This window comes from Sulfurimonas sp. (genome assembly GCF_026988655.1).
GTDB lineage: Bacteria > Campylobacterota > Campylobacteria > Campylobacterales > Sulfurimonadaceae > Sulfurimonas.
Genome location: NZ_JALSKT010000037.1, coordinates 38,709 through 52,651, shown reverse-complemented (window position 1 = coordinate 52,651; position 13,943 = coordinate 38,709). Strand labels below are relative to the sequence as shown.

Sequence of the window (13,943 nt, the reverse complement as noted above, 5' to 3'; positions counted from 1 at the left end):
AAATCAGGAAAAACACTACAAAGTCTCTACTCAACAACAGGAAGAACAATAGCAAGAGCATTGGAGAGTAAACTTATTAGCGATGTTATTAGCTCATGGGTTGATGAACTTAGCAGTAACATAGCAGTAGGAGATGTAACAAGCTGGAGCAAATTTGACTTTGATACAGCAAGTCAAAGTGCTCAAGGGTTTGGTGCGGAGGAGGCTCCTCGTGGAGCACTTGGACATTGGGTTAAAATTGAAAACGGAAAGGTTACTAACTATCAAGCTGTCGTTCCTTCTACTTGGAATGCCGCGCCTAGGGATTATGCTGGAAGACTTGGTGCTTATGAGAAGAGTCTTATAGGTGTAAAACTTTCAAATATTGATGAGCCTTTGGAAGTGTTACGAACTGTTCATAGTTTTGATCCTTGTATTGCTTGTGCTGTACATGTAATGGACACGCAAGGTAAAGAGCTAAGCTCTTATAAAATCAATCCTGTAATTCTATAAGGAATCTGTTATGAAAAAATTACATATAAAATTGCTTACTGTTGCACTTTTTAGTTATTTGTTTACAGGCTGTGGCGGTGGAGATACCACTAACACTGAAACGACGCCAACTGTTACAACGCCAACTGTTATGCCAACACAGGCTAATAAACTCAATACTTGGTATACTCCACGCGTATTTGCAAAGTCGCTTGCAAACTCTAGTTGTAATCAAGATAAGGTTTTTTCTCTGAGACCGCATCAAAATAGCATCAAAGCGAGATTAGTAGACTTTAGTATACCTGGTAGTCATCCTACAGGGTATCGTCTTTATGCCAAGCAGGTAAGAGATCCAAACATTGCATTTGAACTCAGCTACGACACCACTTTAAAACAATATGTAAAAGAGTGTAGCAGTGTCTCTTATGTAGACAAAAAAGATATCTATCCGACTTATTGGATTGAAGCAGTTGATGCAAATAATAGTGTTGTCACAAGAGATAAGGTAACACTCTATGATGGTGGAGATCAAAACTGTATTGCCTGTCATGCTTCAACAAGTGAGTATCCTTTAGCGTATGGGAGCAATCCAGCGAACAACCCAGATCCAGAAGTTGATTTTAAGACAAACATCTTGCGCATTCATGATCAAAAACACAACACAACACTTGAGCAAAAAGTCAATAATGGCGAAGTTGTCTCATGTACATCTTGTCATGGAATAAATGGTGTAATGCTCAGTGGACAGAAAAAATATCCATCGCTTACAAATGCACTGCACAAAGTACATGTAAACCTAAGTGAACCAAATTTAGTAGGTGCACAAAACTGTTTAACATGCCACTCTGGAGAAACTATACAAAAAACTTTTAGTGGGAAAATTGTGCACCCTTTTACCGATTTATGGAAAGATGAAGATGGTCATGGAGAATGGGTAGAGAGTAATGGTGCTGCAAGCTGTACCCTTTGTCATGGAATGGATCTTCGTGGAACACAAATCTCTAATAATGTAAGTTGTTACAAATGTCATGGTCAGGAGTGGAAAACACCCCAAATTGGGACAACAACTCTTAGTGCAATAAATTATGATCCATCAACTGAAACGCAGTATGAAGATGATGAAGATGATGAAGATGATGATTAAATCATCTTCATATTCACTTCTTTTATTGTCCCTGCATTCTTTTCATCATTCTAGACTGACGAAATACACGAAACTCTTGCGGTGAAATTTTTCCATCACCATTAGCGTCCATACTCTCAAATGATGGTGCCTTTGAAGCATTTCTCATCATCATTCCTGATTTTGCTCGTGCTTCTTGTTTTTGTTTGCGAACTTTTAACAGCTCCTCTTTTGTAATATAACCGTCTTTATTTAAGTCAAAATCCATAAATGTAGAACGATTGCGTCCCATTCCCTGTTTTTGCATTCCTTGCTTTTGCATCATACCCATTCTTTGCTGCATTCTTGATGCTCTATAGTTAGCAAACTCTTCTTTTGTAATGACTCCATCACCATTTGCATCAAACATTGCAAATGTTGGACGATTAGCCATACCTCTTTGCATCATATTCATCCCACCTTTACCATTCATGCGTGCTGCACAGGCAAAGTTTTTTGGAGGATAGTTTTCAAACATCCACTCAGCAACTTCTTTTAACTCTTCTTTTGAAATATTCTCTTTTTGTGAAGGCATCAAACCAAAACGAGCAATTTTTTGTGGCATACAGACAGCTTTTTCTTTACTAGGATTACGCACATAATCAACAATAAATGCTACAGCTTCATCTTTGTTTGGATATGCCATTTTTACATGACGCATCATGCCCATCAAAGCTGGTGCTACCATCGTTGAAAAATCTTGTGGCATCGTTTTTATATGGCACATGGCACACTTAGCATCAAACACCTTCTCTGCACTCGGTGATGCAAAAACAGATGTAGCTAAACCCACTAAACCTACTACTTTTATTATTGAAGATTTCATATCTTACTCCTTTAGTTTTGTTTATTATGCCATTTACATGTTAAGATGATGTTAAATTTGGTCTAAAAGAAGACTTTTACCGATACTTTTTGTTTGTGATTTTTTATTTCCAGGCGTAAATTATAATTTACACAAATTTTTTGCACAATATAAAGCCCAAGACCAAAACCACCTTCACTTTTATTTTCCCTTTCAAATTTTTTTATCACTTTTTCTTTGGCTTTTATTGATCCTGCGTTAATAATTTCTAAATAATTTTCATTCAGTTTTATTGTTATTGTTGCATGCAAAGGAGAGTATTTTATTGCATTGGAAAGTAAATTATCGACAAGGCGTATGCCATCTTCTTTGTCAATTTTCAACTCTTTTTGTTCTATTTGCATTTCGATGTGAAGATTTTTATTTTTAATAAAAGTCGCAAAAAAGCCAATTTGTTTTTTTAAAAGTTGATCAAATGCAATTTTCTCTACATGCTGCTTTTTTTTATGTTGCAAATTTACAAAACTTAAATCTTCAAACAACTTTGAAATTCGTAATGCAGAATTTTCAATTTTTTTAAACTCTTCACTTTTTGCACACTTGGGCTCCAGCTCTTTGGAGAGTTCTATATTAATTAATATGTTACTAAGTGGAGTGTTAATCTCATGCGTAGCGTCAGTTATAAAATCTTCTATATTCTTTAGTGCCAAACGCATAGGTTCTAAAAATATTTTTCCTAAAACAAAAGAGACAGCAATAATAAAAAGTCCACTTACAAGCATAAAGTAGATTATATTTTTTTGCAAATTTTTTATTGCACTACTAATATTCTTAGAGGTAATAAAATAAACATCACCCCAACGCTTATGCTCTTTGTGTAAATAATATATATCTTCATTCTTTATAAAGTATTCTTTTGAAAAATCGATACCTACAGGTTTAAAAAAACCGGTTTTGAATTTTTTATCTATGTAAATTGCTATTTTTTTATTATTGTACTGCGGTGGAATCCCTGTTTTTATAAAATGATTTTTGTGATTGGTTTTAATAAAATTTTCAATATCTGATTTTAAACTATTGATATTGTTTTGTGCAATATGCTGGTAGCTCATTTGATAATAAAACCATACTCCAAATCCTAAAAGCAACAACGAGGAAAAAACATAGACAAATAAAAACCTTTGAAAAGATCTCTTTTCAGCCAACATATCTATAACCCAAATTTTTAATTGTTTCTATTTTTTCTTTACCAATTTTTTTTCGTAAACTGTTGATAAATACACGCAATGAAGCATCGCTTGGTTCAGCAGAAAAATCATACAGCTTGTCAAATATTTCTCTACGGCTAAGTATATTGTTTTTATTCTGCAAAAAGAAACTCAGTAACAGTGTTTCCTTTTCTGTCAGATGCACAGGTATGCCATTTTTGTAGAGTGTGAGACTTTGTGTATCAAATGTATGTTGGTCGTCCATTATAAGTATCGAATTGTTTTGATAAACCCTGCGTAAAACAGCTTCTACTCTCATAAAGAGTTCAGCAAGAGAAAAAGGTTTTGTTATATAATCATCCCCACCACTTAAAAAGCCGCGCTCTACATCTTTTTGAGAGTTAAGAGATGTTAAAAAAATGATTGGAATGTTTGAATTTTTTCGTATCTCCTGTGCTACACAAAATCCATCTTGATTTGGAAGTTTTACATCCAATATAACAATATCAAAAGTTTCTTCATATACTTTTTCTACAGCACGCTTCCCTTCATATACGCTCAAGCATGCATATCCCTTCATTGTAAGATATTTAGTAACTGTCGTGTTTAAATCAATATCATCTTCTACTACTAATACTTTTTTCATAACAAAGAGTATAACACACTTTAATAACTGCTTCTTCCCATTCCTCCTTGACCCATTCCTCCTTGACCCATTCCCATACCTTGCCCCATACCGCGTCCTCTTGCTTTTGGTGCCTGTGCCAAGATATAATCTGCCAATACACTTAACTGCTCTGGTGTTAAGTTTGCATAAGGTGGCATTGCGCTATCTGCAAAACGACGATACTTCCCTTGAGATCCATTTCGTATACTGCTCATAATAATACTTTTTGCATCATCTCCATAAAACCTTGTATTTCTTCTCCCAATACCAGCAAAAGCAGGTGCATTTTTCATGCTTGCTACTGCATGACAAGAGAGACATCCATTCTCATTTATAATCTCCTGCGCACTTTGTGCTAATAAAAGTGAACTCAACATAACTGTACCAACTATAATTTTTCGCATAATAAGCTCCTTACATGTAATAAAAACATATTCTATAAACAGAATGTTTATGTAATGTTAATTAAAGTGTAAAGAAAGTGTAAAGAAACCTTCTTGCATCTCTTGACAAAAAAAGCGCATACTTTTATTATCTAAAAAAAGGAGCGTTTTATGAAACAGTTTATTTTAGCCCCACTACTTGTTAATGCACTGTTTGCATTTGATTTTAACCCACAGATGCAAAAATATATGCAACAATTAACACAAGAAGCTAAAAAGCAAAATAGCAATTTTTCCGGTTTTAGTTACAGTCGAGGTGAGCAGATTTTTACATCTAAACATATCGGGAAAAAAGGCAAGATGATTACTTGTACTTCATGCCATGGAGACGATTTGACACAAAACGGCAAAAATATCTCGACGGGGAAAGTTATCGAGCCACTCTCCCCCTCTGCAAATCCTAAACGATTTACAAAAGTAAAAAGTGTAAAAAAATGGTTGCGTCGCAACTTTCGTGATGTATATACACGAACAGGAACAGCGCAAGAAAAGGGTGATGTTATCACTTATATAGTCAATAAAAAATAGGAGAAGGTTATGAAAAAGATATTTGTTTTATTACTCGTTGCAGGTAGTTTAGTGTATGGTGATGGCTGGTTTGAAGAAGGTTTTTCATTTGGTGCAAAAAAAGCAGGTGTTAAACCAGTAGATAATAAACTCTACATAGAGGAGTGTGGTTCATGCCATTTTGCTTATCAGCCAGGTCTTTTACCTGAGCGTTCATGGAAAAAACTGATGGCAAATTTAGAAGATCATTTTCAAACAGATGCTTCATTGGAAGAGCAAGATAGAAAAACACTGCTTGCATATCTTATAAAAAACAGTGCAGACAAAGCGCATCAGTATAAAAGAAGCAAAAAAATAGACAGGAGCATACCGTCATCACAAACTCCAATAGCAATTACACAAACACCTTACTTTAAACATGAACACTATGAAATTCCAAAAAGATTTATCATACAAAAAGAGGTTCGCTCACTTGCAAATTGTGCAGCATGTCATACAAAAGCAGACAAAGGACTCTACTCAGAAAGCTTTATAGCTATACCAAATTATGGGAGATGGGATGATGACTGATATGACAAAAAAAACTTTTGTGTGGAGTATTTTTACACGAATATTTCATATTTTACTCATTATATGTGTAAGCATTGCCTATATAACAAGTGATTTTGACAACCTTCTTAGTTTTCATGCTGCTTTTGGATATACCATGGTTGTGCTTTTTTTATTTAGGATTGTATGGGGATTTATGAATGTACGCTATTCAAAATTTAGTGACTTTACTTTTAACCTTCATGATTTGTTTGATTATTTGACTCACATCTTTCATCCAAAAAAATCCTATATAGGGCATAATCCCGCTGCTTCTTGGGCAGTTGTAGCGATGATTATATTAGGTATTTTAACAGGAATGAGTGGTGCTTTAGTCTATGGTACACAAGAAGGAATGGGGATATTTTCTTTTTTAAACCATACATATTTTAAAGAGATGGAGCTTTTTGAAGAGTTGCATGAAGTTATTGCCAATGCTTTTATGCTTGTTGTTTTGGCTCACATAGCAGGTGTATTGGTAGATAAATTTGTGCATAAAGGTGATGCAATAACATCTATGATTGATGGCACAAAAAATGCAAACGCCACAAACCTTATACTTACATTTGGACAAAAAATCTTTGGTTTTGTTTGGGTAGCGACATCCATTCTTTTTTTACTCTACCTTTTATCATCTTCTGACAATCCTTTGTTAAAAGATGGGAATACTCACATCAATTATGAACAAGAACATGCACTCTTTTTTGAGGAGTGTAGTTCTTGTCACATTCTCTATCCACCTTTTTTACTTCCAGAGAACTCATGGAAAATCATGATGAATAATTTAGAAGATCATTTTGGAGATGATGCCTCTTTAGAAGAGGTAGATAGGCTTAGTATTAAAAATTATCTTTTAAGTCATGCAGCGCAGCACTCTACAAAAGAATCAGCACTTAAAATTATGCAATCAATGAAAAATAAGGATACAATTGCCATTACACAAACGCCTTATTGGATACAAAGGCATAAAAATATAGACAAAGCGCTTTTTCAAAGTGCCAAGGTACAAAAAAAATCAAACTGTAAGGCCTGCCATAAAAATTTTGAGCATGGCTTGCTTAACGATAAAGATATACACCTTCCAAAGGAATAGTATGCAAATATTACTTATTTTACTGCTTCTGTTTTCTGCTCTTGTTGCAGACAATGATGAATATCATCACACAGAACATATGCAAAAAGAGTTTTCACATATAGCGCTTACACAAGTACAAAAACAGCAAATCAAGAAAGTTTTACAACAATTTCGTTATGATTTGCAGGAGTATAGAAACCTAAAAAATAAGATACAAAAACAAAAACAAAGAGTTTTCATGAAAAAAACACTCAATACAAAAGAGTTAGAAAAAATCAATCAAAAACTTTATAAAAAAGCTATAGAGGTTGAAAATAATTTTTTAAGACAACTCCATGATATTCTCAATAAACAACAAAGAGAACAATTTCTTTTATATTTTGATGATTGGGAGGTGGAATAGTGAGTAAGACTATTTTGCTTATTGAAGATGATGTTGATATACAAAATCTTCTTGTAGAGTATCTAAAAAACTACAATTTTGATGTTGTTGTTTTTGCTAACCCACTTGATGCGCTTAAAACTTTTTCCGCTAAAAAAGAGACTTATAGTCTTGTCATACTTGATTTAATGCTTCCGCAGATGGATGGGTTTGATGTATGCAAACAACTGCGTAAAAATTCTGACATACCTATCATTATCTCTTCTGCTAGAGGTGAAGTCAGTGACAAAATTCTTGCCTTTGAAGCAGGAGCTGATGATTATCTCTCAAAGCCCTATGAACCAAGAGAGTTGATTATTCGCATCAATGCCATTATGCGAAGAGTACAAAAAAATGGAATAATACAAGTAGCTGATTTATCTATAAATGAAAATAAAAAAGAGGTTACAATAGATGGCTTTAGAGTAGATTTAACAAAAATCGAGTTTGATATTTTACTTTTTTTTGTGCAAAACAGCGAAAAAATTATCTCAAGGGAACTCCTTTGCAATGCTATTGAAGGGATTGAATATGAAACAAAAGGGAGAAGTGTTGATATGCATATAAGCAATCTGCGACAAAAAATAGGTGATGATGCAAAAAACCCAAAATATATCAAATCGGTTTGGGGTATAGGATATAAGTTTATAGGAAAATAAAAATGTCAATTTTTTTGAAAATATCTCTGCTTTTTTCTTTAAGCTTTGTTCTCATGTACTATATTTCCTATAAAAATGAAGTGTTAACCAAAAACACATTTACCTCTCTTATAGAGGAGCATTACCAATATGCTGCCAAAGAGCTATTTACATACTTAGCAAATAATAATACGCAAAAATTAGAAAAAAAAATCAAAGAACTTCAGTTTAAAAGAGTTGTTTTAAAGAAAAATGAGATTTACACTACCGTATATATACATAAAGATGACTTTTCAGGTGTGAAAATTTTACAAAACAAAAAACAGCAACACTTTCTTGTTATGCACTATCTTGATGATACTCTTACACTCACTGACACACGAGAGGAACACTATCTTCATGAAATAGCTATTCTTGATTATCTTATTGTAGCTGATATATTGATTTTGATACTTCTGTTTGTTTTTGTTGTTAAACTTCTCTATCCGCTCAAACAAATAGCATATAATCTTCAAAAGTTTGGAGATGGTGACTACACTATACAACTTGAACAAAAAAGCAATGATGAAATTGGTTTGCTGGCAAAACAGTTCAATAAAATGGCACAAAAGATAAAAAATCTTATTGATACAAGGGAGAGACTCCTTCGAAATGTCGCGCATGAACTTCGCACCCCTATTACAAAATCAAAACTTGCTTTAGAGATGCTTGAAGAGACTCCCTACAAAAAAATTCTTACGCAAGCAAATTATGATATGGACAGGTTAACAAATGAGCTCCTCTCTCTTGAAAAAATTCAGCAACAACAAAATCTTCTGCATCGGGATGATTTTACTGTTGAAACACTCATAACTGAAGCATTGTCTCAACTCCTGCTGCAAGATGAAACAAGTATACAGGTTCGTATTGATGAAAATTTTGCTATGCAAGGAGATCTCTTTTATTTGAGCATGGCTCTTAAAAATCTTATAGACAATGCACTTAAATTTGCTCAAACACTTCCAATAGAAATAATCGTAAAAAAGAAACAAATCATCGTAAAAAATCTGGGGAAATCTTTAGAACATCCCCTTGCATATTACTGTGAAAACTTTACACAAGGAGAATACGCAAGAACAACAAAAGGTTTTGGCATTGGACTCTCTCTTGTAAAAACAATTTTAGACAAACATCATCTCTCACTGCACTATAGCTATACAGATGGGAAAAATATTTTCACGATTTCTTGAGCAACTCTTTTATAACTTGAAAAGATTTTTGTCGCTCTATAGTATCTAATTTACCAGATTTATAAAACACCACTTCACCATTATTATTTAAAATCAAAAGATTAGAAGCGTCATCTTCTAATCCCCATTCTTTTACAAAAAAGCTTTTTTTATCTTTTACATAAACAATATTTGGAAACTCTTTTTGTTTCGATGCCAAAAGTTTTTCTATAACAAAATCTGGTTTCCATGTCGCAGCAAGATTTACTATAGCAACAATTGTAAAATCCAAATTATTCTCTTTTTTAAATTTTATTAAGGATTGCATATAGCCTTCATTATCACTTTTTTTATCCGGATCCATATATAAAATTACGCTTACATTTCCTTTGAGCGTTGCCGTATTCCATGGTTTAGCATCATGAACAAGAGATCCATTTTCACCCGATAAAACAACTTCTTTAGGAGTATCTCCTAAGCTTAATGCACTAAGATTTATCGCACAAAGTATTGATAAAAGAAAGAGTTTATTTTTCATCTTAAAGCTCTTTTCTTATCTCTAGAACTTCATCTATATTTTCAAATACTGTTTGAACCATTTCCTGAAATCTTCGAGGAAAACTCTCTTTATCTTCTGCTGTTGCATTTGGCACTATAGCACTTTTTAGAATTGCCATAGGGTTAACAATCTTTTGTGGTTTGTAGTTTATCGCTACTTTTTCTTGCGTATCAAGCCGTGTTAAACGAACATCACACGATATATCTGCTTCAAAAAAAAGCAAATCTCGTCTATTGAATTTACCCGTAGGAATACCTCCAAATCCATAATCTTTCGTAGCTCCTGTGATATTTGATAAAACAGAACCAACTACACCCGCATTTTCAACTCTTGGCGCTTTTTGAATTTCAACTTTTATCTTCCCTCTAACTGGAAGTTCATCTGGATAAAGAGCTTCTAAACCTTTGAGTGCAACTATATATGCTCCTGCCACGGTAGCACAACTATGCCCTGCTGTTTTGACTATATCTAAGTAACTAATCTCTACAAGACCATCCTTATTGACACCTAAAAACTGACTTAAATCATCATAAAGACGAATAGACTCGATACTGCTAAAATACTCTGGATATTCCATATCTTTTCTCCTACTGTTTATTTAAGAGAAAGTATATACCTATCATGTTAGCTTAATGTTAATTCTCTGTAAAATTTACTGCAAAAAGTGAGATGGCTTCATCTCCCGTGCAGTGTGTCGGCTTGGCATATTTGACACCCATTGTTTTGAGTACTTTTATGGTATTTAAAATCTTTTCTTCATCACTACGAAGTAGATGAAAACCGCCCATCACGCAGAGTATGTCTTTTTGTATCACTTCACGAGCCACTTTTGTGATATTTTCTATGCCAAAATGTCCACATCCAGTTACTACTGTTGGCGTGAGGGTATCTATGACGAGTGACTGCTCTGGCATCTCCTCACCCAAAAGCCCTGTTGTGTAGAGATCTCCAAAAAGATTTTGCGGTTTTTTACCGCAGACGATGACACTTTTTACTAAAGTTTTTAAATCATTGATGAGATGTTTAGAGAGTGAAGCGGGTACAAAAAGTGTTACATTAGGATTGAGTTCTATTATACTGTCAAGGCCACCAATGTGATCCCAATGAGAGTGGGTGATAAAGATGTACTCTATCTCTTGAACATCAACACCCACTTTTTGCATATTTTGCAAAAGCACACGCCCATTACTCCCTGTATCTAAAAGAAGTTTATACTCCTCAAAATAAGCACTAAAACCCCATAATGAGTGGCATCTGTCGCATACTTTATAGTTATCAAAGAGAATTTTCATTCAACTTCCTAAGCACTTCACTTAACTCTTTATCTGAAATATTTTCCTTCTGTGTCTTTGTATAAATCAGTAGTAATCTGATGACACCTTGATGATCAAGATAATAAGTTATAACTCTAAAACCACCACTTTTACCAGTAGGAATAGAAGAATTTGCAAGTCTAATTTTAAAACATTTATTTCCAAGTTCTGTGCCGAGCCTTGGGTTTAATAATAATTCTTCTTTTAGCAATTCTAAGTCAGTGGCTATCTTATTATAAGACTTTGCAAGTTTTTTAACCTGTTTTACAAATTCAGGAGTTGGTACTATTTTTAACATCTGCAATTAAGTCATCTAAGCTTATTTCATCTAGTTCTTTTGAATTTTGGAGTTTTGCTTGATATACAGATTTTTCCAGACTATTAAGCAACATCATTTTATTGTAGTTTTCTTTTATAAAATCAAAAAACATCTCTTTGTTACTACTAAATCCTTCTAAAAATATCTGTTCTATTTCAGGATTTTGAATTTTAAGTGTTATCATAATCTTTTCCTCTAATTGTATTTTAACACAAATGAGTTAATTATAGCCCATCATCCACAAACCTACTATCTGAATGAACAGCACTCACCTTTCCAAAGCTTAATTAAATGGCTGTAATGGGCATATACTTTTCCCTATTTTACAATATCAACAACAAAAGCACCTCTAAGATCGCCTTTTTTATATCCAACTGCTTTGTCATTTGGATATTTTGCTTTTATAAGTTTATATGCTTCTTCATCTCTTACGTCATTTGTGCCATGACAAGTGAGACAAACACCTTTGTTTATGAAAATTGGTTTGTAAACTTTATAATGATTTTTACCTACTTCTTTAACAAGCATTTTTGGAAGAGAGTTTTTTGTGTCAAACGCAGTATGTAACTCTTGTAAAACCTTTGCTTCATCTGCTGTTGGTTTGTCTGTTTGGTTTCTGTATTTTAGAGAGATTCTTTTGACTGAAACACCTTTTTCATACCCTGCATTTACTTCTTTGGCAATGCCTCTAGCTTTGTCAGAACAAAATGCTGCGGCTTGGACTGGTCCACCTGCTTTCATGTTTTGTTTCATATGCATTTGAAGTGTTTTACCCATCTTCATAATGGCAGCTTTTGCCTCTTGTTTTATCTCTTGGTTTGTTGTTGCACTTAAAAATGTAGCACTCATCGCTACAACGACTGTTGATACTATAATTTTTTTCATCATTCATCCTCTTTAAAAATTCTTAATGCTTTTGTATGTAGCAGTGCATCTGCTGTTTTTTTTCTTGCTGATTCTATAAGCCTTGAAAAAGTTGTTCGTGAGATGCCCATCTTATCAGCACACTCTTGTTGGTAAAGCCCTTCAAAATCAGCCAAGCGAATAGCTTCCATCTCATCTTCAAAAAGCTCTACTCTCTCAAGGTTTGCTCTTTTAATACCACAAGGTTTAAAACAGATACCACTATGATCTGCATCTATATGTCTTTGAACAACTCTTCTTGGACTCATACTCTCACCTAAATATTGCCATTTAAAAAGTTAGCAACAACCTCATCTGCCGTTGTGCCATGTTTTTGTCGTATTTTTTTAACTTTTAGATCAATAGATTCCAGTGCCTCTTTCATATTTTCACCAACAGCTTGTACTAAAATAATATCACAATCTTTCAAGGCTGCAACATCTTTTCTATGAGAGTTTGTATGCTCTTCATGTCCCATCTCAGAGTGATCATGTTCTTCATGCTCTCTGTGGGCATGATGCCCTCCATCATGGTGTTTGTTTGGAACTAAATCAACAAGTTTATCATCTTCATAAATTGCAAAATAAGCACTTTGCCCTGTTCTTTTTACTATTGTTTTTTTATCTTCATCTACTGCTAAAACTATTTTCATTTTTGGTATATCTCCTTTAAATTATCGTTCTTTTTTATTTCATTATTTTGTTTATCTGGGTCAAATTCACAACATTGACTTACTGTTTTTTGTGGATATTTTATGTAATAATACCCATTTCGCATAGTATATATTCCAAAAATCACAACACTTATAGCTGCGAGTGTCATCATAATATTTCTAAATTTACCATTTTTATACAACCCAACAAAAAATCCTAAAGAAAAAAGTGCAGGAATTGTACTAATGCCGAATATAAACATTACCAATGCCCCATACAATGGGCTTGCCGTACTTGCTGCTGTTATAGTAAAAAAGTAAACAAGCCCACAGGGAAGTAGTCCGTTAAGCATCCCTAGTATAAAAAAACTTACAAGAGATTTTGTTTGTAACAGTTCTCTAAAGAGTTTTGTATACCATGAAGTACTTGCAAACGAATGCTCTAGTAACGTTAGAAATTTGATTTTACCTGATAATGATAAACCAGCCAAAACCATAAATATTCCGGCAAATATAAGCATCAAGCCATTTGTAAGATTGTTAAAAGTAGCCACACCACCTAAGAAGCCAAACATAGCCCCTAATATAGTGTATGTTAAAACCCGCCCAGCAGAGTATAAAATATGTGCAATTGATTGTTTTGTTTTACTCCACTCATCAGATATTTTCGTCGTACTATATGCTACTACAATGCCACCACACATTCCTATGCAGTGCCCAAACGATCCTAAAAAAGCTATGGTTATTATTGATACTATATTTACCGAATCCATGCTTTAAAACTTACACATTACCTAGATTTCTTCTTCTTTGCATGCCGTTAACATTTCCTTGTCCTTGACCACGTCCACATCCTTGTCCTCGTCTATTTCTTTGTCCTTGTCCACGTCCTTGTCCTTGACCTTGACCTTGACAGCGTCCATTAAAAATATTTCCATTTCTCATAATTTTTCCTTCGTATCTTTTCGATACTTTTGTAATTTTATGCACATATGTTCGCATTA

22 protein-coding genes are annotated in these 13,943 nt (G+C 33.8%); 8 read left to right on the top strand and 14 right to left on the bottom strand.

Annotated features, from left to right (window positions below):
* Together MV052_RS03555 and MV052_RS03550 are read left to right on the top strand one after the other, a co-directional pair.
* The coding region (locus MV052_RS03555; protein WP_297441041.1) for a nickel-dependent hydrogenase large subunit at positions 1-492 on the top strand (492 nt) is incomplete at its 5' end.
* Between the two features lie 10 nt (positions 493-502).
* Entirely contained in the window at positions 503-1,615 is a 1,113-nt protein-coding gene (locus MV052_RS03550; RefSeq protein WP_297441039.1) for a hypothetical protein, read from the top strand.
* A 22-nt stretch (positions 1,616-1,637) separates the two neighbouring features.
* Here the strand turns inward: MV052_RS03550 and MV052_RS03545 are convergent, their stop codons facing one another.
* The 4 genes from MV052_RS03545 to MV052_RS03530 all read right to left on the bottom strand — a co-directional run bounded on the left by MV052_RS03545 (position 1,638) and on the right by MV052_RS03530 (position 4,717).
* Entirely contained in the window at positions 1,638-2,459 is an 822-nt protein-coding gene (locus tag MV052_RS03545) for an EF-hand domain-containing protein (protein ID WP_297441037.1), read from the bottom strand.
* A gap of 62 nt (positions 2,460-2,521) precedes the next feature.
* Positions 2,522-3,646, bottom strand: a complete 1,125-nt coding sequence (locus MV052_RS03540) for a HAMP domain-containing sensor histidine kinase (RefSeq protein ID WP_297441035.1) — start codon at positions 3,644-3,646, stop codon at positions 2,522-2,524.
* Positions 3,636-4,292 (bottom strand): response regulator transcription factor, encoded by a 657-nt coding sequence (locus tag MV052_RS03535; RefSeq protein ID WP_297441033.1) that lies wholly within the window; start codon positions 4,290-4,292, stop codon positions 3,636-3,638. Before MV052_RS03535 ends, MV052_RS03540 begins: the two co-directional genes overlap by 11 nt.
* A gap of 20 nt (positions 4,293-4,312) precedes the next feature.
* Entirely contained in the window at positions 4,313-4,717 is a 405-nt protein-coding gene (locus MV052_RS03530; RefSeq protein ID WP_297441031.1) for a cytochrome c, read from the bottom strand.
* 150 nt (positions 4,718-4,867) lie between these two features.
* Here MV052_RS03530 and MV052_RS03525 point away from each other — a divergent pair, with 150 nt between their 5' ends.
* From MV052_RS03525 to MV052_RS03500, 6 genes are read left to right on the top strand one after another with little or no spacing between them, the layout of a single operon-like run.
* The gene (locus MV052_RS03525) at positions 4,868-5,284 is read left to right on the top strand and encodes a DUF1924 domain-containing protein (RefSeq protein WP_297441030.1); all 417 of its coding nucleotides are present in this window, start codon (positions 4,868-4,870) and stop codon (positions 5,282-5,284) included.
* Between the two features lie 9 nt (positions 5,285-5,293).
* The gene (locus MV052_RS03520; RefSeq protein WP_297441027.1) at positions 5,294-5,833 is read left to right on the top strand and encodes a diheme cytochrome c; all 540 of its coding nucleotides are present in this window, start codon (positions 5,294-5,296) and stop codon (positions 5,831-5,833) included.
* On the top strand, positions 5,823-6,944 hold the full coding sequence (locus MV052_RS03515) for a cytochrome b/b6 domain-containing protein (protein WP_297441025.1): 1,122 nt from the start codon (positions 5,823-5,825) through the stop codon (positions 6,942-6,944). The genes MV052_RS03520 and MV052_RS03515 overlap by 11 nt, the downstream gene beginning before the upstream one ends.
* A gap of 1 nt (position 6,945) precedes the next feature.
* Complete coding sequence (locus MV052_RS03510; RefSeq protein WP_297441023.1) at positions 6,946-7,329, top strand: hypothetical protein; 384 nt, start codon at positions 6,946-6,948, stop codon at positions 7,327-7,329.
* Positions 7,329-8,006, top strand: a complete 678-nt coding sequence (locus tag MV052_RS03505; protein ID WP_297441021.1) for a response regulator transcription factor — start codon at positions 7,329-7,331, stop codon at positions 8,004-8,006. The genes MV052_RS03510 and MV052_RS03505 overlap by 1 nt, the downstream gene beginning before the upstream one ends.
* 53 nt (positions 8,007-8,059) lie before the next feature.
* Positions 8,060-9,214, top strand: coding sequence for an ArsS family sensor histidine kinase (locus tag MV052_RS03500; protein WP_297441020.1), 1,155 nt, complete (start codon positions 8,060-8,062; stop codon positions 9,212-9,214).
* Here the strand turns inward: MV052_RS03500 and MV052_RS03495 are convergent.
* The 10 genes from MV052_RS03495 to MV052_RS03450 form a co-directional block, all read right to left on the bottom strand.
* Positions 9,201-9,731, bottom strand: a complete 531-nt coding sequence (locus MV052_RS03495; RefSeq protein ID WP_297441017.1) for a YtfJ family protein — start codon at positions 9,729-9,731, stop codon at positions 9,201-9,203. The two genes, MV052_RS03500 and MV052_RS03495, sit on opposite strands and share 14 nt — an antisense overlap.
* Position 9,732: 1 nt before the next feature.
* On the bottom strand, positions 9,733-10,329 hold the full coding sequence (locus MV052_RS03490; RefSeq protein ID WP_297441015.1) for a hypothetical protein: 597 nt from the start codon (positions 10,327-10,329) through the stop codon (positions 9,733-9,735).
* A gap of 58 nt (positions 10,330-10,387) precedes the next feature.
* Entirely contained in the window at positions 10,388-11,044 is a 657-nt protein-coding gene (locus tag MV052_RS03485; protein WP_297441014.1) for an MBL fold metallo-hydrolase, read from the bottom strand.
* On the bottom strand, positions 11,028-11,363 hold the full coding sequence (locus MV052_RS03480) for a type II toxin-antitoxin system RelE/ParE family toxin (RefSeq protein ID WP_297441012.1): 336 nt from the start codon (positions 11,361-11,363) through the stop codon (positions 11,028-11,030). The genes MV052_RS03485 and MV052_RS03480 overlap by 17 nt, the downstream gene beginning before the upstream one ends.
* Positions 11,338-11,568 (bottom strand): hypothetical protein, encoded by a 231-nt coding sequence (locus MV052_RS03475; protein ID WP_297441010.1) that lies wholly within the window; start codon positions 11,566-11,568, stop codon positions 11,338-11,340. The genes MV052_RS03480 and MV052_RS03475 overlap by 26 nt, the downstream gene beginning before the upstream one ends.
* Before the next feature lie 134 nt (positions 11,569-11,702).
* Positions 11,703-12,269 (bottom strand): DUF3365 domain-containing protein, encoded by a 567-nt coding sequence (locus MV052_RS03470; RefSeq protein WP_297441007.1) that lies wholly within the window; start codon positions 12,267-12,269, stop codon positions 11,703-11,705.
* Complete coding sequence (locus MV052_RS03465) at positions 12,269-12,556, bottom strand: DUF134 domain-containing protein (RefSeq protein WP_297441005.1); 288 nt, start codon at positions 12,554-12,556, stop codon at positions 12,269-12,271. Before MV052_RS03465 ends, MV052_RS03470 begins: the two co-directional genes overlap by 1 nt.
* 8 nt (positions 12,557-12,564) lie before the next feature.
* Positions 12,565-12,939, bottom strand: a complete 375-nt coding sequence (locus tag MV052_RS03460; RefSeq protein WP_297441004.1) for a NifB/NifX family molybdenum-iron cluster-binding protein — start codon at positions 12,937-12,939, stop codon at positions 12,565-12,567.
* Entirely contained in the window at positions 12,936-13,712 is a 777-nt protein-coding gene (locus MV052_RS03455; RefSeq protein WP_297441002.1) for a sulfite exporter TauE/SafE family protein, read from the bottom strand. The genes MV052_RS03460 and MV052_RS03455 overlap by 4 nt, the downstream gene beginning before the upstream one ends.
* 10 nt (positions 13,713-13,722) lie before the next feature.
* Entirely contained in the window at positions 13,723-13,884 is a 162-nt protein-coding gene (locus MV052_RS03450; protein ID WP_297441000.1) for a hypothetical protein, read from the bottom strand.
* Positions 13,885-13,943: the final 59 nt, after the last annotated feature.

What these genes read in the sequence shown, in the direction of transcription:
- MV052_RS03550 (WP_297441039.1), top strand. Translation starts at nt 503, where the DNA reads ATGAAAAAATTACATATAAAATTGCTTACTGTTGCACTTTTTAGTTAT.
- MV052_RS03545 (WP_297441037.1), bottom strand. Translation starts at nt 2,459, where the DNA reads ATGAAATCTTCAATAATAAAAGTAGTAGGTTTAGTGGGTTTAGCTACA.
- MV052_RS03540 (WP_297441035.1), bottom strand. Translation starts at nt 3,646, where the DNA reads ATGTTGGCTGAAAAGAGATCTTTTCAAAGGTTTTTATTTGTCTATGTT.
- MV052_RS03535 (WP_297441033.1), bottom strand. Translation starts at nt 4,292, where the DNA reads ATGAAAAAAGTATTAGTAGTAGAAGATGATATTGATTTAAACACGACA.
- MV052_RS03530 (WP_297441031.1), bottom strand. Translation starts at nt 4,717, where the DNA reads ATGCGAAAAATTATAGTTGGTACAGTTATGTTGAGTTCACTTTTATTA.
- MV052_RS03525 (WP_297441030.1), top strand. Translation starts at nt 4,868, where the DNA reads ATGAAACAGTTTATTTTAGCCCCACTACTTGTTAATGCACTGTTTGCA.
- MV052_RS03520 (WP_297441027.1), top strand. Translation starts at nt 5,294, where the DNA reads ATGAAAAAGATATTTGTTTTATTACTCGTTGCAGGTAGTTTAGTGTAT.
- MV052_RS03515 (WP_297441025.1), top strand. Translation starts at nt 5,823, where the DNA reads ATGATGACTGATATGACAAAAAAAACTTTTGTGTGGAGTATTTTTACA.
- MV052_RS03510 (WP_297441023.1), top strand. Translation starts at nt 6,946, where the DNA reads ATGCAAATATTACTTATTTTACTGCTTCTGTTTTCTGCTCTTGTTGCA.
- MV052_RS03500 (WP_297441020.1), top strand. Translation starts at nt 8,060, where the DNA reads ATGTACTATATTTCCTATAAAAATGAAGTGTTAACCAAAAACACATTT.
- MV052_RS03495 (WP_297441017.1), bottom strand. Translation starts at nt 9,731, where the DNA reads ATGAAAAATAAACTCTTTCTTTTATCAATACTTTGTGCGATAAATCTT.
- MV052_RS03490 (WP_297441015.1), bottom strand. Translation starts at nt 10,329, where the DNA reads ATGGAATATCCAGAGTATTTTAGCAGTATCGAGTCTATTCGTCTTTAT.
- MV052_RS03485 (WP_297441014.1), bottom strand. Translation starts at nt 11,044, where the DNA reads ATGAAAATTCTCTTTGATAACTATAAAGTATGCGACAGATGCCACTCA.
- MV052_RS03480 (WP_297441012.1), bottom strand. Translation starts at nt 11,363, where the DNA reads ATGTTAAAAATAGTACCAACTCCTGAATTTGTAAAACAGGTTAAAAAA.
- MV052_RS03475 (WP_297441010.1), bottom strand. Translation starts at nt 11,568, where the DNA reads ATGATAACACTTAAAATTCAAAATCCTGAAATAGAACAGATATTTTTA.
- MV052_RS03470 (WP_297441007.1), bottom strand. Translation starts at nt 12,269, where the DNA reads ATGAAAAAAATTATAGTATCAACAGTCGTTGTAGCGATGAGTGCTACA.
- MV052_RS03465 (WP_297441005.1), bottom strand. Translation starts at nt 12,556, where the DNA reads ATGAGTCCAAGAAGAGTTGTTCAAAGACATATAGATGCAGATCATAGT.
- MV052_RS03460 (WP_297441004.1), bottom strand. Translation starts at nt 12,939, where the DNA reads ATGAAAATAGTTTTAGCAGTAGATGAAGATAAAAAAACAATAGTAAAA.
- MV052_RS03455 (WP_297441002.1), bottom strand. Translation starts at nt 13,712, where the DNA reads ATGGATTCGGTAAATATAGTATCAATAATAACCATAGCTTTTTTAGGA.
- MV052_RS03450 (WP_297441000.1), bottom strand. Translation starts at nt 13,884, where the DNA reads ATGAGAAATGGAAATATTTTTAATGGACGCTGTCAAGGTCAAGGTCAA.